Origin of the sequence: Aeromonas mytilicola subsp. aquatica (genome assembly GCF_044336385.1) — a bacterium.
Lineage (GTDB): Bacteria > Pseudomonadota > Gammaproteobacteria > Enterobacterales > Aeromonadaceae > Aeromonas > Aeromonas rivipollensis.
On record NZ_CP172298.1, the window covers coordinates 4,137,736 to 4,157,685 of the forward strand.

A 19,950-nucleotide genomic window follows, 5' to 3' on the forward strand; every position below is an offset into this window, starting at 1 on the left:
GTCGGATGGGCATCAGGTGAGATAGTAACGCCACGACCTGCTCGGCTCTGCATAGCCGACCCGGATGCAGAAGGGGGCAAGCTCGTGATTGGCCTGCTCCAGGCTGAGGGTCTGGTGGGCATCCTGCTGACACCACTGCACAAACTCGTCGCTGTTGAAGCTGTAGTGATCCCCGTGAAAGGCCCCGTGGGCCTCGATAAGCCCTATGGCTTTCTCCGTTTCCATGTCTGGCCTCCTGGCACAGTGCTGCTTCCTTCAAGGTTAGCGAGCAGAGGCAACTTGCGGGGCCTAATCGGCCAAATCCTTGACCTGAGGCAATTGGCAAAGGGGAGATAAGAAGGGTTACCAGCAGGACAGCGGCTGCCGATTTTCGCGAACGTCTGATTACGCTTCGCTAATCAAACCTACGGCCCTAATCCGCCACTTCCTTGACCTGTGGCAATTGGCAAAGGGGAGATAAGAAGGGTTACCAGCAGGACAGCGACAGCCGATTCTCGCGAACGTCTGATTACGCTGCGCGAATCAAACCTACAGCTCTCATCAAGCCAAGTGCGACTTTACATCGGTGTAGGAAAGGTTGGTGTCTCGGTTTTTATTTAATTCAGGTAAGATATCAATTAAATGTGTGGGATTTCAGTTTTCTCTTACTGTATTCGACCGCAATATAAAATTCACCATGCCTATTCTGGCTAAATAAAACTGGAGCTTTTTATGAAAGACTCACAAATGACTAAGGATGTGGACACACAACTTAAAAGCATTCATGACGCCTTTGAAAAAGGAAGTTGTGGTTATGATTCGTGGTCTTTGCTTTATAAAGAGTCATTCCTATGGAATAAACTAAGAATTCATTCAACGTATTGGGTACATTATATATATGATAGGTCTGTTAATTTCCCAGAGATACATGCCATCCTAAGAATAATACGCCCTACTTTAGAGCAACCTCTGACAATCTCTGCACCGCCATTAATTCAAGAAAGTTTGTATAATTTATCTAAGCTGGCCTTGCAAATAAAGCTATATGAAAGAAATGAAGATCGTGATAATTACATCAGAATGGCCGCATCGTTAAAATGCTTTCCACCAACTCTCAGATATTATATCGAAGCAATTGATGCCCATGCAAAGTTTGCTGACTACTTGTTATATTCAGGCCAGCCATTAAAAAAACTAAACAAAGTACTTCAGGTGATTACTAACATATCTAACTGTCCTATCGGTGGCGTTAGACATTTAGAGAAATTCCAAAAAATTGATCTTCATTACACCCAGCCAGCGAACAAAATAGCTTTAGAACTTATAAGAAGTGATGAGGGACAAAATGTAGAATTTAAATCTTGCTTTTTGTTATCAAAAGGTGAACGTCATTACGATAAGAAAAAATTAGATGAACAACGACTTATTTCAATTGTCGCATTTTTAAATTCACATGGTGGCAATCTATTTATTGGTGTTGATAACAACATGTCCATACATGGAATTAAAGATGAGATAGAAGAATACAATGATGGTTCAGAAGACAAATTTGTCAGGCAACTTACTTCTCTTATCAGGGATAGAATAAGCATGAGAACTGTCGATGACAACAGTTCACAAGCAATATCAAAACCTCAAGAATTAATATCTATCGCTCTCGTTTCTATTGATGGACACACAGTAGTATGGGTTAAGGCAAAAAGCTCCAGTGATTATCATTTCTTTTATAAAAATAATAGTCGCAATGAAGATTATTACGTTCGGACAGGAAAGAATAAACAAAAAATAAATCAGGATGACATGAAGGGTTATTATTTATTGAGAAAATCAATCCTTTGAAAGCGATTGTCTCACAAGTCAATGCGATATAATTACGATAAAATTGGCATCATCTAGTTAATTAGATATTTCACCAAATAGAAAGGGCGCTTTCGCGCCCTTTCTTATTAATTACCCTTCCTGATTTTCCCCTGCTACCGGCTCGGCACCGGCGGCGGGTTCTATCTCTATCCTGTCCACCCGCTGCAAGCCACGGGGCAGCTTGGCGCCGCGGCGGCCGCGCTCGCCGCGGTAGTAGTCCAGATCCGAGGGTTTGAGAGTCAGCTTGCGCTTGCCGGCGAACAGGGTGACATATTGCCCCTGCGGGATAATGGCGGCCATCACCATAAACTCCTCCCGCGCCTTGACCCGCGCCGACGGAATGCTGATCAGCTTGTTGCCCTTGCCCTTGCCGAGCACCGGCAGAGTGCTGAGCGGGAACAGCAGCATGCGGCCTTCGTTGGAGATGGCCATGCAGAGATCGGTCTCTGGCGAACCAATCTTCTGGGGTGCCATCACCAGGCCCCCTTCCGGCACCGTCAGCAGCGCCTTGCCGTTCTTGTTCTTGCCAATCAGGTCGTCATATTTGCAGACGAAGCCGTAACCGGCGTCACTGGCGATGAGGTAGGGTTCGCCCTCGTTGCCCATCACCAGATGGCGCACCTCTTCCCCCGCCCCCAGGGCGAAGCGACCGGTGAGCGGCTCCCCCTGACTGCGAGCGGAAGGCAGGGTGTGCGCCTCCAGGGAATAGGTGCGGCCCAGGCTGGAGAGGAAGACCGCCTGCTGGTTGCTGCGCCCGCAGGCGTGGGCCAGATAGCCATCCCCCGCCTTGTAGGAGAGGCCTTCCACATCCACGTCATGCCCCTTGGCGGCGCGCACCCAGCCCTTGTCAGACAGAATGACGGTCACCGGCTCACTCGGGGTCAACTCTTTCTCGGTCAGAGCCACTGCGGTGGCGCGCTCCACCAGCGGGGTGCGGCGATCGTCGCCGTACTTCTCGGCATCCGCCAGCAGCTCTTTCTTGAGCAGGGTGTTGAGGCGACGCTCGGAGCCCAGGATCAGCTCCAGCTTGTCGCGCTCCAGCGCCAGCTCTTCTTGCTCGGCGCGCAGCTTGAACTCTTCCAGCTTGGCCAGATGGCGCAGTTTGAGCTCGAGGATCGCCTCGGCCTGGGTTTCGCTGATGTTGAAGCGCTCCACCATCACCTTGCCCGGCTCATCCTCGGTACGGATGATCTCGATCACCTCGTCGATGTTGAGGTAGGCCACCAGCAAGCCTTCGAGGATGTGCAGGCGAGCCAGCACCTTGTCGAGACGATATTGCAGACGGCGACGCACCGTCTCGCGGCGGAAAATGATCCACTCGGAGAGGATCATCTTGAGGGTCTTCACCTGGGGTCTGTTGTCCAGCCCCAGTATGTTGAGGTTGACCCGGTAGTTCTTCTCCAGATCCGTGGTGGCGAACAGGTGGGCCATCAGCCCCTCCACATCCACCCGGTTGGAGCGGGGAATGATCACCAGACGGGTCGGGTTCTCGTGGTCCGATTCATCCCGCAGGTCGGTGACCATGGGCAATTTCTTCGCCACCATCTGGGCGGCGATCTGCTCCATGATCTTGGCGCCCGAGGCCTGATGGGGCAGCGCCGTGATGACGATGTCGCCATCCTCCTCGCTCCACACCGCCCGCTGCTTGATGGAGCCCTTGCCGGTCTCGTAGATTTTGCGGATGTCGTCGCGGGGCGTGATGATCTCAGCGTTGGTCGGATAGTCCGGCCCCTGAATGTGCGTCATCAGCACATCCAGCCCCGCATTGGGGTTGTCCAGCAGCTCGGCACAGGCAAGAGCCACTTCCCGCGCGTTGTGGGGCGGGATGTCGGTCGCCATGCCCACCGCTATGCCGGTCACCCCGTTGAGCAGTATGTGGGGCAGGCGGGCCGGCAGCACCACGGGTTCCTTCATGGTGCCATCGAAGTTCGGCGTCCACTCCACAGTGCCTTGGCCGAGCTCGGAGAGCAGCAGCTCGGAGAAGCGCGACAGCCGCGCCTCGGTGTAACGCATGGCGGCGAAGGATTTGGGATCGTCCGGCGCACCCCAGTTGCCCTGACCGTCCACCAGCGGGTAGCGGTAGGAGAAGGGCTGGGCCATCAGCACCATGGCTTCATAACAGGCGCTGTCGCCGTGGGGGTGGTACTTACCCAGCACGTCACCCACGGTACGGGCGGACTTCTTGTGCTTGGAGAGCGCGGAGAGCCCCAGCTCGCTCATAGCGTAGATGATGCGCCGCTGCACGGGCTTGAGGCCATCGCCGATATGGGGTAGGGCCCGATCCATGATGACGTACATGGAGTAGTTCAAGTAAGCCTGCTCGGTGAAGGCGCGCATGGGCTGGCGCTCGACCCCGTCCAGACTGAGCTCGATAGCATCACTCATAAGGTTGTTCTCTTGCTAGGGTGCGCCACTGGGCGGCGCACCTGAAAGTCGGGTCGGCTGATGACAGAGGCCATTGGCTTAGATGATCGCAAGGTTGCCCTTCTCCTCAAGCCACTCGCGGCGATCCGGGGCACGCTTCTTGGCCAGCAGCATGTCCATCAGCTGCAGGGTCTCGTCCCCCTCCTCCAGCTCGCCCATGGTGAGCTGCACCAGGCGGCGGGTATTGGGATCCATGGTGGTTTCCCGCAGCTGTTTCGGGTTCATCTCACCCAGCCCCTTGAATCGGGTCACCATCACCTTGCCCTTCTTCTTCTCGGCCTCGACCCGTTGCAGCACGCCGTTCTTCTCGTCCTCGTCGAGGGCATAGAAGACCTCCTTGCCGATGTCGATCCGGTAGAGCGGCGGCATGGCCACATAGACGTGGCCCTTGTTGACCAGGGTTCTGAAATGTTTAACAAAGAGGGCGCAGAGCAGGGTGGCGATATGCAGACCATCCGAGTCCGCATCCGCCAGTATGCACACCTTGCCGTAGCGCAGGCCGCTGAGATCCTCGGAGTCGGGATCCAGGCCTATGGCCACCGAGATGTCGTGCACTTCCTGGGAGGCGAGCACCTGACCGGCCTCCACCTCCCAGGTGTTCAGGATCTTGCCGCGCAGGGGCATGATGGCCTGGAATTCACGGTCCCGCGCCTGCTTGGCGCTGCCGCCCGCGGAGTCACCCTCCACCAGGAACAGCTCCCCCTGCATGGGGTCGGCGCAGTTGCAGTCGGTGAGCTTGCCGGGCAGGGCCGGGCCTTGGGTTATCTTCTTGCGCACCACCGTCTTGGCGGCGCGCATCCGGCGCTGGGCGCTGCTGATGCAGATCTCGGCTATCTGCTCCGCCAGCTCGGTGTTGCTGTTTAAGTAAAGGCTGAAGGCATCCTTCACCACCCCGGAGACGAAGGCCGAGCTCTGGCGGGACGACAGCCGCTCCTTGGTCTGACCGGCGAACTGGGGATCCTGCATCTTGACCGAGAGGATGTAGGCGCAGCGATCCCAGATGTCTTCCGGCGTGAGCTTGACCCCGCGCGGCAACAGGTTGCGGAACTCGCAGAACTCGCGCATGGCGTCCAGCAGGCCCTGACGCAGGCCATTGACGTGGGTGCCGCCGAGCGCTGTGGGGATCAGGTTCACATAGGATTCGGCGAGGCATTCACCCCCCTCCGGCAACCAGCACAGGGCCCAGTCCACCGCCGATTGTTCCGTGCTGAAGGCGCCGACGAAGGGCTGCTCCGGCAAGCAGGTAAACTGCTTGACCGCATCTACGAGGTAATCCTTGAGGCCATCTTCGTAGCACCACTCCAGCTTGATGCCGGTGTTCTTGTCGAGGAACTTGATGGTGAGGCCGGGGCAGAGCACGGCCTTGGCCTTGAGCAGATGCTCGAGCTTGCTGACCGAGAAGCGCGGCGAGTCGAAGTAGCGCGCCTCTGGCCAGAAGCGCACCCGGGTGCCGGTGTTGCGGCGCCCGCAGGTGCCTGTGATGGTCAGCTCCTGCACCTTGTCGCCGCGCTCGAAGGCGATGTCATAGACCTGACCGTCCCGGCGCACCGTCACCTCGACCCGATCGGAAAGGGCGTTCACCACAGAGATGCCCACCCCGTGCAGACCGCCGGAGAACTGGTAATTCTTGTTGGAGAACTTGCCCCCCGCGTGCAGCTTGCAGAGGATCAGCTCCACACCGGAAACGCCCTCTTCCGGGTGAATGTCGACCGGCATGCCACGGCCGTCATCGACAACCTCGAGGGACTGATCTTCATACAGGGTCACCTCCAGGGTGCGGGCATGGCCCGCCAGCGCCTCATCGACGCTGTTGTCGATGACCTCCTGGCCGAGGTGATTGGGCCTGGTGGTGTCTGTGTACATGCCGGGGCGGCGACGCACCGGTTCGAGGCCATTGAGGACCTCAATGGCATCCGCATTGTATTGAGTGGACATGGAGGGCCTTGCGAATTGACGTTTGGAGGGAATCTTACTCGCTGGGAGGGTCTTGGACAAATAGGGCGGTGGCAAAGGGTGATCCAGAGAGGCTATGGCCCCGCAGGATCAGGCGGGTGTCAGTGCCATGGGCTGCGCCAGCAACAAGGGCAAGAGGGAGCTGACGGTGCCAGGGCCATGGGCTGCACCTGCAACAAGGACGAGAGGGAGCAGACGGTGCCAGGGCCATGGGCTGCACCTGCAACAAGGACGAGAGGGATCAGGCGGGCGCCAGGGCCGAGGGCTGCGCCTGCAACAGGGGGGAGAGGGAGCAATGGAGTCGCCACACCAGGCCCGCCAGCTCCCGGGCCGAGGGCTCGGGGTGATCGGCCAGGCCGAGGCTGATGCGATCCAGCTCGGCCAGGGTCTGATGGAGGGAGCCATGTTGCACCCCCTGCTCGGTGAGGATCCCCTCAAGACAGCGCACGCAGGCGTCCCGCACCAGATAGAGTGCCTGCTCCCTGCCCCGCCACTGGCGCAGTTGCCAGACGATGTGGCTGCAGTTGAGCAGCACCACGCCCCAGCGCAGCACCCAGAGCCGGGCGCCCTGATCCTGCCCCTGACCGAGCTGGCTGATGCAGTGATAGATGAGGGATTCAAACTGGCTCTCGCTCTGCCGGGGCCTGGCGGTCAGCTGATCGATGAAGTGGCGGCGCAGGGAGCGGATGAGGCGGCGGCTCTTGCGCCTGTCCGAGCTGGGTCTGAGGATCTGGAACGCCAGTCCCGCCACCATGACCCCCAGCACCTTGCCGATGCTGTCGTTGACGAAGGCTTGATAGTCGTAGCTCGGCGGGTTGGTGATGGCGAGGAAGGAGCCGAGCAGCACTATGAGCTGGCCCCAGAGCGCCGCCGACGAGGGGCGCTGCAACTTGATCAGCTGCATGGTGATGAGCGCGGGGAACAGCAGGGCGCAGAACAGCCAGAAGTCGTCGATGCGGATCATCAGGCCGAACTTGACCGCGAAGCAGACCAGGCTCAGCAGCAGGATGGCCTGCAGCATGGTCTGGGTTCCCTTGGTCGGCGCCGGAGTGGCCGAATAGAGCACGCAGCAGATGGAGAGCAGGGTCAGGGCCGAGGCGCCCGACTCCCACTGGGTGTTGATCCAGAAGGCGCAGCCCAGCACCACGCAGAGGAAGGTGCGACCGCCGTTGTAGGCCGCCTCGACGCTGTCGTTGTAACGGGTGAGCGAGCTGTGGTGGGGCGGCGTTGGCCACTCCTGGCCGTCATAGGGCGCCAGCCGGCCGAGCCAGCGCTGGCACTCCAGATAGCTCCAGCAGAAATGGCGCAGGCGCAGCCAGAAGGTGCGGCGGCGAAAATCGCTGCCCGACTCGGCCACGAAGGGGGCCAGCAGGCGGGCGATGCGGTATTTGTCGCAATCGGGCTCGCCCAGCGCGCGGATCACCGAGGTCAGCAGGGGTGTCAGCCCGTCCGGCAGCTGCGGCCAGTGTTGCAGCATGCGGCGCACCCCGGAGATCAGGCTGACCATCCGCAGCTGGCGGTGCAGCAGGAAGTTGAGCAGCCGGTTGTGGCGGCGCAGCCGGTGGTGACTCCACACCGCCTGAATGCGCAGCACGTTCATGGTGAGGATCTGGCCGATGATCCCCTCGTGGGCACCGCGCACATCGGCCCCCGCCTCCCCCAGCCAGAGCAGCTGGGCGTGCTCCCGCAGCCGGGCCTGACTCTTGCCAAGGGACGCCAGCAGTGTCTCTCCATCCGAGAGGCTCGGCAGAATCATCATCATCAGACCGCCGCAGAGGATGCCCACTATCACCTCGCTCACCCTGGCCTGGGCGATGTCGAAGATGTGCTCCGTCTCGGTCACGTTGACGCAGGAGAAGGCGATGATGGCCGCGGTGTAGCCCGCCAGGGCGAAGGCGTAGGAGACGTTGTTCTGATAGTGGTTGGAGATATAGGTACAGAGCCCCAGCCAGAGCGCGATAAGGAAGCTGAACAACCAGGGATCGCTGATGCCAAGGCCGGTGATCATCACGGCCGCCATGGCGCCGATGAGGCTGCCCACCACCCGTCCCAGGCTCTTGCTGATGACGCCGCCGACGGTGGGAAAGCTCACCACGGCGGCCGAGGTCATGGCCCAGTAGGGAGCATCCAGTTGCAGCACAAACGCCAGCCAGAGCGACAGGCACATGGCCAGGCTGTTGCGCAGGGCATAGCGCCACTGGCCCTCATTGGCCTGGCCCCAGGGTGTCTGGTGCCAGCGTCCCCGGCCTGCCACCCTATTCCCCTATGGTGATGGTGCAGGTGGTGCCCGCGATCAGGGCAAGCTCGGGCGGCACATCCAGCAGACGGATCCGCACCGGCACCCGCTGGGCCAGCCGCACCCAGGGCACGTTAGGCTTGACGTCGAGCAGCAGCCCCTGGCTCCCCTCCAGGCTCTGATCGTGAATGGCGCGCCCTATGCTCTCCACCTCCCCCTTGAGCGCCTGCTCCCCGCTGTAGAGCACCATGCGCGCCGGCTTGCCTGGCGCTATGTGCCTGAGCTTGGTCTCTTCGAAATAGCCCTGCACGTAGAAGGAGTGGATATCTACCAGGGCCACCAGGGGCACCCCGGCGCTGGCGTAGTTGCCGACCCTGGCCTGCAGGTTGGTGATGTAACCGTCGCTGGCGGCGTGCACCTCGGTTCGCGCGAGCGACCATCTGGCCTGCTCCAGATTGGCCTGGGCCACCTGATAGGCCGCCTTCATCGCCTGGGCATTGAGCCTGGACTCGTCGACCGCCTCGGCGGAGATGACGGTGCGGGACAGCCCCTGGCGACGCCTGGCCTCGTGCTCCGCCTTGTCGAGATCCGATTTCGCCTTGGCCAGTGCCGCGTTGGCGTTGTCCAGGGCAATCCGGTAGGGCACGGGATCCAGGCTGAACAGGGTCTCCCCCTTCTTCACCAGCTGGTTGTCCTTGATCCAGATGCTGACTATCTTGCCCGACACCTCGGGGGTGATGCTGACCAGCTCGGCCCGCACCTTGCCATCCCGGGTCCAGGGGCCCTGCATGTAGTAGTTCCACAACCACCAGAGCGACACCAGCGCCAGGGCGCACACCAGCAGGGTGGAGAAGTATTTGAGGGTTGCCAGGGGAGATTTAGCCATGTAGCAGTATCCAGAGTGCGCCACTGACGGCGAGGATAAACAGGGAGAGATCCATCAGAAGAGGGTGCCAGACGTCCCCGCCGTAGAGCCAGTCCCGCAGCAGGTGGTGCACCGGCAACCAGCCTAGCAGGCCGAGCAGCACCGCCTTGAACAGGGGGGGAAAGTAGAGCGAGGCCCCCAGGATCAGATCCGGCAGCGCTGAAGCAGTCGTCACGGGCAGGCTCCCGGTTGGCAAGAGGAGGAGAATGGCCCGCCAGAGAGCAGGCTGACCAAGGTTAACACAGCCATTTCGGCGGCTACAGAAGCAGATGGCACCATGCCGTCATTCAGCCCTGTCGGCCGGGTGGTTGATGCCGTCCCGCAGCGGCACCTCGCCGAGCGCGAACGGGTTGACCCCCTCGAGACAGGCCAGGTTGTAGCCATACTCGGCCGGGTTGGAGCGGCGCTGGTGGTGGGTGTAGATGCCGCAGACGCCGCAGAAGTAGTGCTTGGCGGTCCGGGTGTTGAACTGGTAACAGCGCAGCACCTCCTCTCCCAGCAGGATGCGGATGCCGGAGAGCGGCACAGAGGCGACTATGGCCCCCCGCCGCCGGCAGAGGGAGCAGTCGCAGCGGCGGGGATCCACCACACCATCCGGCAGACTGAGCTCCAGCACCACGGCGCCGCAATGACAGCTGGCTCTGTGTTTCGCCTGAATGGGGGTATTGCCGATGCGCTTGATCATCTAGCCTCCTTGCCGCCGGGCTCAGCGTCCCGGGTGTGTCAGTCAAACAGGGTATGACGCCGTCCCTGCCGTACATGGGCATGCAGGCTTTGCAACTGGCTCTCTACCACCCGGTGGCGGGAGAGCGGAGGCAGGGCGTCGATGGGGAAATAGGCCGCGCCTAGGGTCTCGTCAGTCTCGGTGAGCAGCGCTCCCCCCGTCACCTCGCACAGGAAGAAGGCCTTGTGGGCATGGGGCAGTTGCGGGGGATGGGGGTGTTTGAGCTTGTCGAACAGGGCCAGCAATTGCACGGCGCGGCACTCAAGGCCCGTCTCTTCAACCAGCTCGCGCACCACTGCGCCCGCTGGCGAGTCGCCTATGTCGCACCAGCCCCCAGGCAGAGTCCAGAGTCCGTCGCTGCGCTCCTGCACCAGCAGCAGCCGGCCCGCGTCATCCAGGATCAGCGCCCGCACATCCAGCTTGGGGGTGGGATAACCGCTGTCCAGAGCAATCCAGTGGGCGATGGCCTCGGGATCCAGCTCGCTCTGGCTGGCGACAAGCGTGGCAGCCGCGTTTCGCAGCGCCTCGAAGCGGGCGATATCGAAGGGATCTTGGGAGTAGGTGAGCCCGGCCTGGGCCGTGGCCAGCACCTGTTCCAGAAAGGCGGCCAAGGGCGGTTGCACGGCTAGAGCCCGAGGAAGCGCACTATCTGGGCGGGATAGCGCTCGAAGCCGACGAAGGCGTGGTTGCCGCCGCACTCCAGGGAGAGGCGGGCAAACTCGTATTCCCTCAATGCCTTGCGATAGTCGAGCACCTCATCCTCCTGCTGTTGCAGGATCCAGAGTCGCTCGGGGGCGCTCACCGGTACCGCCAGCGCCCGCAGCTCGTCCATGTGGGTCGGCAGCAGCTCGTAGCGCTCGTCGGTATAGGGATTGACCTGGTGGCCCAGGTAGTCGCAGAGCAGTTCATGGGGGCGCACCGCCGGATTGATCAGCGCCGCGCGGCAGCCATGCAGCTCGCTCACCCGGGTCGCCATAAAGCCGCCGAGGGAGCTGCCCACGGCACCTAGCCTGAGGCGGCCATCATGGCGAGCCCTGGCCTCGGCAATGACGCCCTCGATGGCCTCCCAGGCCGCCGCCGGGGTATTGGGCTGGGCCGGGATAAGCACTTCGATGTCGGGCCTGTGCTCGGCCACCCAGGCAGCCATCTGCTGCGCCTTGGCCGAGCCGGGCGATGAGTTGAAACCGTGCAGATAGAGCAGAACCGGGGTCATGGTGGCGGACTCCTCAATACCCGGTGGCGTTGGGGTCGGGCACGAACTGCCCCACCGGCAGCCGCCACACCTGGCTGGCAATGCGGCCATCCGGATGCAGGGTGAGATAACGCCAGCCCGGGCCGGACTCGTCCAGGGCGAAGCCATCGGAGAGCGGCTTGAACTGGATGCAGGTGGAGGGGCTGGCGATCAGCCTCACCCCCTGGTGCACCTCGTCAAACTCCTGATGCACATGGCCGAACAAGATGGTCTTCTGCTGCGGATGGCGGGCCAGCACGGCGAAGAGATCGTCGGCATTCTTGAGATTGTGCTGATCCAGCCAGGCGCAGCCCACCGGCACCGCCTGATGGTGCAGGGCGATGAGGGCGTGGCGCTCGGGATGCTGGCGAAGCGCCTGATCCAGCGCCGCCAGCTGGTGATCCCCGAGCACACCATGGGGTTTGCCGCGCACCTGGGTATCGAGCAGGATCACCTGCCAGTGCTCCCCCACCAGCTGCTTGGCTTCGCTGATCCCGGCGGCATGGAGGTACTCCGTCATCAGGGGGCCGTCATCGTGGTTGCCGGGCAACCAGTAGATGGGGCGCGCCAACGGGGCCATCATGGAGGCGAACCGCTGATAGGATTCCGGGCTGTGATCCTGGGACAGATCCCCGGTGGCGAGGATCAGATCGAACGGATGGGCGTTGGCCTGCACCTGCTCCAGCACGGCGGCCAGGCTCTCTGCGGTTCGCACGGCCAGCAGTCGTCCCTCTGCACTGGCGAAGAGATGGGTATCGGTAATCTGTAACAGGCGCACACTGCCGTCCGGCGCCTGAGGTAGCTCTGTTTCCAAAATCACGCTTCTTTTTTATGGGTTCGACTAGAGGATGTTGATCAGGCTGGTGCCATGTTTGAGACAAAATCTTAGCCAATCGGCCAAGAATAGATTTACCTGCTCTTTTTCATCCCTGTGGTGCATTTTTTTATTGGGATAATCATAACGTGGTTGCAACATTGAAATCTGTTGCGCCGCACACACTTCCGCCATCCGCACATCGTGATACAAACGAATCTCTATACGAGCCTGCAAGTAGCTCGGCAACTCGGGATTGTGCTGGGCCAGGATCACCTGACTGGTGAAGCGGCTCTCTTCGCTGACGGTGAGCTGGAACTGCAGGCCGTTGCCCACCTGATAACGGCGCTCCGCCCCCACGCTGCCGCCGGGGGGCAGCAGCTTCATCAAGGCCATGTAGTTGACCTCGCAGGTGCGCTGCAAGGACATCAGATCAGGCACATAACGCTTCATCGGGCTCTGGACTAATGGCATATCGCAACTCCATCAATCAACACCCGTGAGTAATTGATCCCGCAGGTGCGCTGCAAGGACATCAGATCAGGCACATAGCGCCGGCTCTGTTGCAGGGTCAGCGCCACCTCAGCGCCCCGCCAGCCAGCGGGCCTGCAGCTCGCCATGATTGAGGGCCAGCCATTGCAGGGCGATGACGGTGGCGGCGTTGTCGATGCGCCCCTCTTTGAGCCAGGCGTAGGCCTGCTCGCGGCTCACCACATGAACCCGGATGTCTTCACCCTCTTCCGCCAGACCGTGGATCCCCGCCGCCTGGCTGGCATCCACCTCCCCCACATAGACCTCGATCCGCTCTGTGCTGCCACCCGGGCTCACCAGGTAGCTGATGGCATGCTCGCAGCGACCCACCTCGATGCCCGCCTCTTCCACCGCCTCGCGGCGCACCACGGCTTCGGCTGTCTCCCCTTCATCTATGATGCCGGCCACCAGCTCCAGCAGCCAGGGAGTGGGGCTGGTCTCGATGGCTCCGATGCGGAACTGCTCCACCAGCACTATCTGGTCGCTCACGGGATCATAAGGCAGCAGCGCGGCCGCATGGCCCCGCTCGAACAGCTCGCGGACTATGGGCTCATTCCAGCCACCGGCAAATAACCTGTGTTGCAGGCGATAGACGTTCACTTTGAAAAAGCCGTTGTATCCAGATGATTTATCGATGATTTTCACATCATCACCGGAATAGTGACTGGTTTGAGGCAAGGCTTGCTGTGACATACGAGACTCCTACCAGCTTGACTTGGCTTGGTTTGACCATAATATTCGGGGGCATGAATGAACATTCATTCACTCGCTCTCGCCGACGATGAGGGATGGATTTTAGCAGCCACAGGACATTTGGCTAGGCGCGTGGCCGAGAAAACTCGCCCTGACTCTTGACGTTTCTGTCGCTGGAAAAGAGACAGTTCGCAATGAAATCTGCTTGTAGTAGAGTGGTTAAGCTGAAATCAAGCTTGGTCGGTGACAATCCCCCCCTTCATCCAGCGGACAGCTTTGGGTTGATAAATAAGGTTAAAACTATCATATGAAAAGAACACTCTTGTCAGTCATGGTGATGCTGGGTGTGAGCAGTGCCGCTCATGCCGAAAACCTGCTCGAAATCTACCAGCAAGCCCAGATCAAGGATACCCAGCTGCTGGAATCCAAGGCCAAGCGGGACCAAGCCTTCGAGAAGATCAACGAATCCCGCGCCGCTCTCTTGCCACAGATCAATCTGGGCGCCGGCCTGAACTACCTGCAGAACAAGGACGATACCCAGACCAACAGCGGTGCCAGCGGCAGCGTCACCCTGGATCAGTCCGTCTATCGTCGCAGCAACTGGGTCAACCTGGACCTGACCGAGAAGAGCGCCACCCAGTCCGACGTGGCCTACAACCTCGAGTACCAGAACCTGATGCTGCGTACCGCTCAGGCCTATTTCGACGTGCTCAAGGCGATGGATACCCTGGAGTTCGTCCGCGCCAACAAGACCGCGGTAGAGCGTCAATTGGAACAGACCCAGCAGCGCTTCGAAGTGGGCCTGACCGCCATCACGGACGTGCATGAAGCCGAGGCCGAGCGCGATCAGGCGCTGGCAGACGAGATCAATGCCGAGAACACCCTGGACAACAGCTACGAGAGCCTGCGCGAGCTGACCGGCATCGATCATCGCCAGCTGGACGTGCTCAACACCGAGCGTTTTACCCCGCAGAAGACCCCGTTCAACTCCGACAAGTGGCTGGAGCTGGCCCTGGACAAGAACCTGGAGCTGCACAGCGCCCGCATCGGCAAGGACATCGCCAAGGAGCAGATCGATCTGGCCAAGACGGGCCATGAGCCGACCCTGGATCTGGGCGCCGGTCTCACCGCCGGTTACAACGACTACAAGGACGAGATCCGCAACCCCGAGAGCAACAGCAATCAGGGCAACATCGGTCTGAACTTCAACCTGCCGCTCTACACCGGGGGCGCCACCACCTCCCAGGTCAAGCAGGCCCAGTTCAACTACGTGGCCGCCAGCGAGCAGCTGGAGCGCAGCTTCCGCTCGGTGCAGAGCACAGTGCGTTCTTCCTATAACAACGTGAACGCCAGCATCGGCTCGGTGCGCGCCTACAGCCAGTCCGTCATCTCCGCCGACAGCGCCCTGAAGGCGACCGAGGCCGGTTATGAAGTGGGTACCCGGACCATAGTCGACGTGCTGGACTCCACCCGCAAGCTGTACCAGGCCAAGCAGAAACTCTCCGAGGCCCGTTACAACTACATCCTCAGCATCCTCTCCCTCAAGCAGGCCGCCGGCATACTGGAGCAGAAGGATCTGGAAGACGTGAACCAGGGCCTGATGCCCGCCGCCCAGGTCACCAAGAAGTCCTGAGCCGGATTCACGGCATGAAAAAAGGCGACCTTAGGGTCGCCTTTTTGCTGCTGGCTCAGTAGTCAAACCACTCACTTCCAACCTATTCCAGTAGGCGTCATTGTTGAAGGCAGTTTGAACCAGGACAGCGCACAGAAACCGGAGCGTACTGGAGTACGTGAGGATTTCGAGCACTGCCCAGGTTTAAAATGGCGAATAAAATAGCCTAATGGGACAGGTTTAGCCGCGCTCGCGTATGGTCTTGATGATCTCGCTGGTGGAGCAGCCGTCCTCGAAGTTCAGCACCCGCACCTCGCCACCGTTGGCGGTCACTTCGGCATAGCCGGCGATCTCTTCGGGCTTGTAGTCACCCCCCTTGACCAAGAGGTCTGGCAGGATCTCGGCGATCAGTCGCTGGGGCGTGTCCTCACCGAAGGGCACCACCCAATCCACGGCACCCAGGGCCGCCAGTACCGTCATGCGGCGCTCTGTGGGGTTGACCGGACGGCCCGGCCCCTTGAGGCGGCGCACGGACTCATCAGTGTTGACCGCGACTATCAGGCGATCCCCCAGCTTGCCCGCATTGGCGAGGTAGGAGACGTGGCCCGCATGCAGGATGTCGAAGCAGCCGTTGGTCATCACCACCTTCTCGCCACGCAGGCGGGCGGCCTGCACGGCCACCTTGAGCTGGGCCTCGGACATGACGCCAAAGCCGGTCTCCTGCTCGGTGTAGAGGGCGTTGGCCAGCTCCACCGGGCTCACCGTGGAGGTACCCAGCTTGCCCACCACTATGCCGGCGGCTGTGTTGGCCAGGGCACAGGCCTCGTCCAGACTCATGCCGGCAGCCAGGGAGGTAGCCAGGGTGGAGATGACAGTATCGCCGGCACCGGTGACGTCATAGACCTCGTGAGCCTGGGCCGGCAGGTGCAGCTCGGGCTGCCCTTCGCGGATCAGGGTCATGCCGTTCTCGGAACGGGTCACCAGCAGGGCGTCCAGCTCGAAGCGCTTGACCAGCTCCAGCCCCTTGGCGACCAGCTCCTCTTCGCTCTTCACCTTGCCCACCACGGCCTCGAACTCGGACATGTTGGGGGTCAGCAGGGTAGCGCCGCGATACTTCTCGAAATCCGTCCCCTTGGGATCCACCAGCACAGGGATGCCGGCGGCGCGGGCGCGGGCAATCATGCCAGGCACGTCGTTCAAGGCGCCCTTGCCGTAGTCGGAGAGGATCATCACATCGGCCCCCGGCAGTGCCTGCTCCACCTTGCCCATCAGCAGGCTGGCGTCCACGTCGTGGAAGGCCTCTTCGAAATCGAGGCGCAGCAGTTGCTGGTTGCGGGACAGCACCCGCAGCTTGGTGATGGTCGGGTAGTCGGTCAGACGAACGAAATCACAGGCGACCTTGACCCCTGCCATCTGGCCGGCCAGGGCATCGGCGGCCTCATCCTGACCGGTCAGCCCGAGCAACACGGCCTGGGCACCCAGGGCGGCAGAGTTCAGGGCCACGTTGGCGGCGCCACCCGGGCGCTCCTCGATGTGCTCGACCTTGACCACGGGCACCGGCGCCTCGGGGGAGATGCGGCCGGTGGGGCCATGCCAATAGCGATCCAACATGACATCGCCAACGACCAGAACGCGGGCTTTCTCAAACTCGGGCAGGGTGATTTTCATCTGTATCGGCTCTCAAAACCTGAAAATTTCAGCGGCCGATTTTATCACACTCTTTTCCGGGACGTGAAAAAAGCACTGCTATGCCCGCCACGGCGCCCCCGTCTGACCCCTCTGACCAGGTGATGGCGATTCGCACCCGCCCCCGTTTTTCGGATAGAATCCCCAGATTGCGAGTGACAGCCTGTCCACGGGCACTGATCCCCCCGTGTCGGCTGGGCTCCCTCCTTTGCCTTTGTGAACAAGAGACTCTTCATGGCCCAAGAACATGCTCCCCGCCTCGAACCCCGTCTGTTCCATCCCCGTTACTGGGGCAGCTGGTTCGGTCTGTGCCTGCTTTGGCTGCTGGTACTGCTGCCCTGGCGCAGCCAGATGTGGCTGGGTCGCCAGCTCGGCACCCTGGCCCGCAAGGTATTGAAATCCCGCGTCAAGATTGCCCGTCGCAACCTGGAGCTGGCAATGCCCGAGCTCAGTCGGGATCAGCGGGAAACCCTGCTCAAACAGAACTTCGAGAGCGTGGGCTGCGCCATCTTCGAGGTGGGCATGGCCTGGTTCTGGCCAGACTGGCGGATGCGCCGCCTGATGAAGGTGGAGGGGGAAGAGCATGTCATCGACGCCATCGAAAAGGGTCAGGGCATGCTGCTGCTCTCCTGCCACTTCCTGACGCTGGAGCTCAATGCCCGCTGCTTCGGCCTGGTGCGGCCCGGGGTCGGCGTCTATCGCCCCAACACCAATCCGGTGCTGGAGTACGCCCAGTACCACGGTCGCTGCGCCTCCAACAAGTACCTGGTGGATCGCATGGACGTGAAGGGGATGATCAAGGCGCTGCGCAACGGCGACGCCCTCTGGTATGCGCCTGATCACGACTACGGCAGCCACGCCAGCGTCTTCGTGCCCTACTTCGCGGTGGAGCAGGCGGCCACCATCACGGGCACCGCCACCCTGGCCAGGGTCAAGAACACAGTCACCCTGCCCTGCTACAACATCCGTACCCAGGAGGGCTACACCCTGCACATAGGAGCGCCGCTGGAAGGCTACCCGAGCGGTGACGACCTGGTCGATGCCGCCCGCGCCAACCGCGAGATTGAAGCCGCCGTGCGCAAGGCCCCGGAGCAGTACATGTGGCTGCATCGCCGCTTCAAGACCCGTCCCAACCCGGACGACGCGGGTTTCTACTAAGGCCCCTTCCCAATGAAAAAGCCCTCGCATGCGAGGGCTTTTGCTATCTGAGGTTCACCACCATTACTGGCGGATCAGCCGGTAGATGGCGTAGCCGGGATGCTTGGCGTCGTCCATCGGCAGGGTGGACTTGTACTCAAGATCCGCCCCCGCCAGGGCCTTGGCCTCATCGCTCGGCGAGGAGTAGAGCCGCACGTCAACCCCCACTGGCAGCGCCTTCATGTGCCAGTTGTTATTGGCCGCCGGGCTGAAGCCCGCCGGGTTGGCAGCAGACTGGGACTTGAGGTACTGGGCGATGATCTCCCGCGTCTCGAAGGGATCTTCGTGGACGATATTGCTGCCATCTATGCCCGGGAAGTGACCGCCGCCGCTGGCGCGGTAGTTGTTGGTCACCACGTAGAACTTCTGGGTCGGATCCACCGGCTGGCCGTTGAAGGTGAGGCCGCTGATGCGCTGACCGTCGCTCACCTTGAGCCCTTCCTTGCTGTAACGGGCCGGCTGGGTGATGTCCACCTCGTAGCTCACACCGTCGATCACGTCGAAGTTGTAGGTGGGGAAGCTTTCGTTCACCAGCCACTGCACCTCTGTCTTGCCGGTGTCTATCTGGTTGAACTGGCCGGCGCTCATCTCCAGCCACTCCTTGACGGTGGCCCCGTTCACCTCGACCACCTGCAGGGTGTTCGGATAGATGTAGAGATCGGAGACGTTGCGCAGGGAGATGTTCCCCTGGGCCACATAGGTGAAGTCATTGATGCCGTTGCGCCCGCCGCGGAAGGGGGCCGCCACCGACAGTATGGGGTAAGGCTCCTTGAGCAGGCCGTCTTGTTGCAGCTGCTCGGCGTGCTGACGCTGGGCATCGCTCACCAGTTGCACCGAGGGGTCGTCCTGCACCAGGGCGAAGAAGCTATGGATGGGAGAGGTGATCTTGCCCAGCGGCTCGTCCAGCCACTGGTTGGTGGCGTCGTGATCCGCCTGCACCAGGTCCACCACCCGCTGATCCACGGCACTACCTTCGCTTGAATCTATCTTGCGCAGGCTGGCCTGGCTCTGCTTCACCTGCCACTTGCCATCCACCTGCTCCAGCTTGAGATCTATGATGCCGAGGTGGTTGCCCCAGTAGCCGGGCATCACGGTCGGAATGCCACTCAGGGTGCCGGCCTTGTTGTCCACCTCGGGCAGGTCCGGGAAGTCGCCGGGGAAGTTCTTGTGGGCGTGACCCAGCATCAGGGCATCTATCCCCTTCACCTTGGCCAGGTGCCAGGCGGAGTTTTCCATCATGGCCTCGTAGCTGTTGGCATTGATGCCGGTGTGGGCCACCACCACCACCAGATCGGCCCCCTTGGCACGCAGCTCGGGCACATAGTGGTTGGCGGTCTCGACCATGTCGGCCACCACCACCTTGCCTTCCAGATGGCGCTTGTCCCACTGCAGCACCTGGGGCGGCGTCAGACCCAGGATGCCGACCTTGACGGTCTGTGACTGGCCCTTGTCATCCGTCACCTGGCGCTCCAGCAGCAGATAAGGGGTGAACTTGTTGCCGCTCCAGTCAATCTGTCCCTTGGCGTCGCGCTTGAAGGCACCCGCCTCGAACACGTTGGCGTTCACATAGGGAAACTCGGCCCCCGCCAGCACCTTGCCGAGGTAATCCAGGCCGTAGTTGAACTCGTGGTTGCCCAGGTTGCCCGCGTCATAACCCAGCTCGTTCATCGCCTTGAACACAGGGTGGGCCTGCTTCTCGAGGTAACCGGCACCGGACTGCTCGAAGATGTAGTCCGCCAGCGGCGTGCCCTGGATCAGGTCACCGTTGTCGAGCAGCAGGTTGTTGGGGTTTTCGGCGCGGGCGGCGCGGATCAGCAGGGCGGTACGGGAGAGGCCGAACTTGCGGTCCTCCTTGTTCTGGTAGTAGTCATACCCCAGCACGTTGGAGTGGATGTCGGAGGTCTGGATCAGGCGCAGGGAGACTGTCCCCGGCTGCGCCTTGCTGTCATTTTCATTGCTGCAGGCGGTCAGCAGCACGATGGCGGCGATTGCCCCCAGCTTCATGGAGTTATTCACTGTCTTTTCCCTTTTATTATGAGTAACGCTTTACCAGCGCCGGGAATTTAACAGACGAATATGTCAGCA

General features: G+C 61.0%; 17 protein-coding genes. 3 read left to right on the forward strand and 14 right to left on the reverse strand.

The window, feature by feature from the left end; genetic code table 11:
- Window positions 1–12: 12 nt before the first annotated feature.
- The gene (locus tag ACFWHB_RS19015; protein ID WP_111913395.1) at window positions 13–225 is read right to left on the reverse strand and encodes a hypothetical protein; all 213 of its coding nucleotides are present in this window, start codon (window positions 223–225) and stop codon (window positions 13–15) included.
- 486 nt (window positions 226–711) lie between these two features.
- Between ACFWHB_RS19015 and ACFWHB_RS19020 the strand changes: the two genes are divergently transcribed.
- Window positions 712–1,818 carry an AlbA family DNA-binding domain-containing protein gene (locus tag ACFWHB_RS19020; RefSeq protein WP_395949041.1) on the forward strand — a complete coding sequence of 369 codons (1,107 nt, stop codon included), beginning with the start codon at window positions 712–714 and terminating at the stop codon, window positions 1,816–1,818.
- 111 nt (window positions 1,819–1,929) lie between these two features.
- On the opposite strand, the gene parC is transcribed toward ACFWHB_RS19020, so the two are convergent.
- From parC to nudF, 11 genes are all read right to left on the reverse strand, one after another.
- Complete coding sequence (parC, locus tag ACFWHB_RS19025; RefSeq protein WP_234691319.1) at window positions 1,930–4,224, reverse strand: DNA topoisomerase IV subunit A; 2,295 nt, start codon at window positions 4,222–4,224, stop codon at window positions 1,930–1,932.
- Between the two features lie 78 nt (window positions 4,225–4,302).
- Complete coding sequence (gene parE, locus ACFWHB_RS19030; RefSeq protein WP_234691320.1) at window positions 4,303–6,198, reverse strand: DNA topoisomerase IV subunit B; 1,896 nt, start codon at window positions 6,196–6,198, stop codon at window positions 4,303–4,305.
- 259 nt (window positions 6,199–6,457) lie between these two features.
- Window positions 6,458–8,470 carry an FUSC family protein gene (locus ACFWHB_RS19035; protein ID WP_395949042.1) on the reverse strand — a complete coding sequence of 671 codons (2,013 nt, stop codon included), beginning with the start codon at window positions 8,468–8,470 and terminating at the stop codon, window positions 6,458–6,460.
- A 1-nt stretch (window position 8,471) separates the two neighbouring features.
- Window positions 8,472–9,338, reverse strand: coding sequence for an efflux RND transporter periplasmic adaptor subunit (locus ACFWHB_RS19040; RefSeq protein WP_163135731.1), 867 nt, complete (start codon window positions 9,336–9,338; stop codon window positions 8,472–8,474).
- Window positions 9,331–9,573, reverse strand: a complete 243-nt coding sequence (locus ACFWHB_RS19045) for a DUF1656 domain-containing protein (protein ID WP_106885084.1) — start codon at window positions 9,571–9,573, stop codon at window positions 9,331–9,333. Before ACFWHB_RS19045 ends, ACFWHB_RS19040 begins: the two co-directional genes overlap by 8 nt.
- Window positions 9,574–9,660: 87 nt before the next feature.
- Window positions 9,661–10,062 carry a GFA family protein gene (locus tag ACFWHB_RS19050; RefSeq protein WP_395949043.1) on the reverse strand — a complete coding sequence of 134 codons (402 nt, stop codon included), beginning with the start codon at window positions 10,060–10,062 and terminating at the stop codon, window positions 9,661–9,663.
- 38 nt (window positions 10,063–10,100) lie between these two features.
- Window positions 10,101–10,724 carry an NUDIX hydrolase gene (locus ACFWHB_RS19055; RefSeq protein WP_395949044.1) on the reverse strand — a complete coding sequence of 208 codons (624 nt, stop codon included), beginning with the start codon at window positions 10,722–10,724 and terminating at the stop codon, window positions 10,101–10,103.
- Between the two features lie 2 nt (window positions 10,725–10,726).
- Window positions 10,727–11,314, reverse strand: coding sequence for a YqiA/YcfP family alpha/beta fold hydrolase (locus tag ACFWHB_RS19060; RefSeq protein WP_163135739.1), 588 nt, complete (start codon window positions 11,312–11,314; stop codon window positions 10,727–10,729).
- A 13-nt stretch (window positions 11,315–11,327) separates the two neighbouring features.
- Window positions 11,328–12,146, reverse strand: a complete 819-nt coding sequence (gene cpdA, locus ACFWHB_RS19065; protein WP_395949045.1) for a 3',5'-cyclic-AMP phosphodiesterase — start codon at window positions 12,144–12,146, stop codon at window positions 11,328–11,330.
- A 27-nt stretch (window positions 12,147–12,173) separates the two neighbouring features.
- Complete coding sequence (locus ACFWHB_RS19070; protein WP_025325573.1) at window positions 12,174–12,620, reverse strand: DUF1249 domain-containing protein; 447 nt, start codon at window positions 12,618–12,620, stop codon at window positions 12,174–12,176.
- 108 nt (window positions 12,621–12,728) lie between these two features.
- On the reverse strand, window positions 12,729–13,370 hold the full coding sequence (gene nudF / locus ACFWHB_RS19075; protein WP_395949046.1) for an ADP-ribose diphosphatase: 642 nt from the start codon (window positions 13,368–13,370) through the stop codon (window positions 12,729–12,731).
- A gap of 307 nt (window positions 13,371–13,677) precedes the next feature.
- On the opposite strand from nudF, the gene tolC reads away from it, so the two are divergent.
- A complete protein-coding gene (gene tolC / locus ACFWHB_RS19080) occupies window positions 13,678–15,003 on the forward strand; it encodes an outer membrane channel protein TolC (RefSeq protein WP_395949047.1) in 1,326 nt (441 codons plus the stop codon).
- A gap of 219 nt (window positions 15,004–15,222) precedes the next feature.
- On the opposite strand, the gene hldE is transcribed toward tolC, so the two are convergent.
- The gene (hldE, locus tag ACFWHB_RS19085; protein ID WP_106885090.1) at window positions 15,223–16,650 is read right to left on the reverse strand and encodes a bifunctional D-glycero-beta-D-manno-heptose-7-phosphate kinase/D-glycero-beta-D-manno-heptose 1-phosphate adenylyltransferase HldE; all 1,428 of its coding nucleotides are present in this window, start codon (window positions 16,648–16,650) and stop codon (window positions 15,223–15,225) included.
- A 252-nt stretch (window positions 16,651–16,902) separates the two neighbouring features.
- Here hldE and lpxL point away from each other — a divergent pair, with 252 nt between their 5' ends.
- Complete coding sequence (gene lpxL / locus ACFWHB_RS19090; protein ID WP_106885091.1) at window positions 16,903–17,826, forward strand: LpxL/LpxP family Kdo(2)-lipid IV(A) lauroyl/palmitoleoyl acyltransferase; 924 nt, start codon at window positions 16,903–16,905, stop codon at window positions 17,824–17,826.
- 63 nt (window positions 17,827–17,889) lie between these two features.
- On the opposite strand, the gene ACFWHB_RS19095 is transcribed toward lpxL, so the two are convergent.
- Entirely contained in the window at window positions 17,890–19,869 is a 1,980-nt protein-coding gene (locus ACFWHB_RS19095; RefSeq protein WP_395950224.1) for a bifunctional 2',3'-cyclic-nucleotide 2'-phosphodiesterase/3'-nucleotidase, read from the reverse strand.
- Window positions 19,870–19,950: the final 81 nt, after the last annotated feature.

Excerpts from the sequence above, each read along its gene's own strand:
- ACFWHB_RS19015 (WP_111913395.1), bottom strand. The coding sequence starts at position 225 with ATGGAAACGGAGAAAGCCATAGGGCTTATCGAGGCCCACGGGGCCTTT.
- ACFWHB_RS19020 (WP_395949041.1), top strand. The coding sequence starts at position 712 with ATGAAAGACTCACAAATGACTAAGGATGTGGACACACAACTTAAAAGC.
- parC (WP_234691319.1), bottom strand. The coding sequence starts at position 4,224 with ATGAGTGATGCTATCGAGCTCAGTCTGGACGGGGTCGAGCGCCAGCCC.
- parE (WP_234691320.1), bottom strand. The coding sequence starts at position 6,198 with ATGTCCACTCAATACAATGCGGATGCCATTGAGGTCCTCAATGGCCTC.
- ACFWHB_RS19040 (WP_163135731.1), bottom strand. The coding sequence starts at position 9,338 with ATGGCTAAATCTCCCCTGGCAACCCTCAAATACTTCTCCACCCTGCTG.
- ACFWHB_RS19050 (WP_395949043.1), bottom strand. The coding sequence starts at position 10,062 with ATGATCAAGCGCATCGGCAATACCCCCATTCAGGCGAAACACAGAGCC.
- ACFWHB_RS19060 (WP_163135739.1), bottom strand. The coding sequence starts at position 11,314 with ATGACCCCGGTTCTGCTCTATCTGCACGGTTTCAACTCATCGCCCGGC.
- ACFWHB_RS19070 (WP_025325573.1), bottom strand. The coding sequence starts at position 12,620 with ATGCCATTAGTCCAGAGCCCGATGAAGCGTTATGTGCCTGATCTGATG.
- nudF (WP_395949046.1), bottom strand. The coding sequence starts at position 13,370 with ATGTCACAGCAAGCCTTGCCTCAAACCAGTCACTATTCCGGTGATGAT.
- tolC (WP_395949047.1), top strand. The coding sequence starts at position 13,678 with ATGAAAAGAACACTCTTGTCAGTCATGGTGATGCTGGGTGTGAGCAGT.
- hldE (WP_106885090.1), bottom strand. The coding sequence starts at position 16,650 with ATGAAAATCACCCTGCCCGAGTTTGAGAAAGCCCGCGTTCTGGTCGTT.
- lpxL (WP_106885091.1), top strand. The coding sequence starts at position 16,903 with ATGGCCCAAGAACATGCTCCCCGCCTCGAACCCCGTCTGTTCCATCCC.
- ACFWHB_RS19095 (WP_395950224.1), bottom strand. The coding sequence starts at position 19,869 with ATGAAGCTGGGGGCAATCGCCGCCATCGTGCTGCTGACCGCCTGCAGC.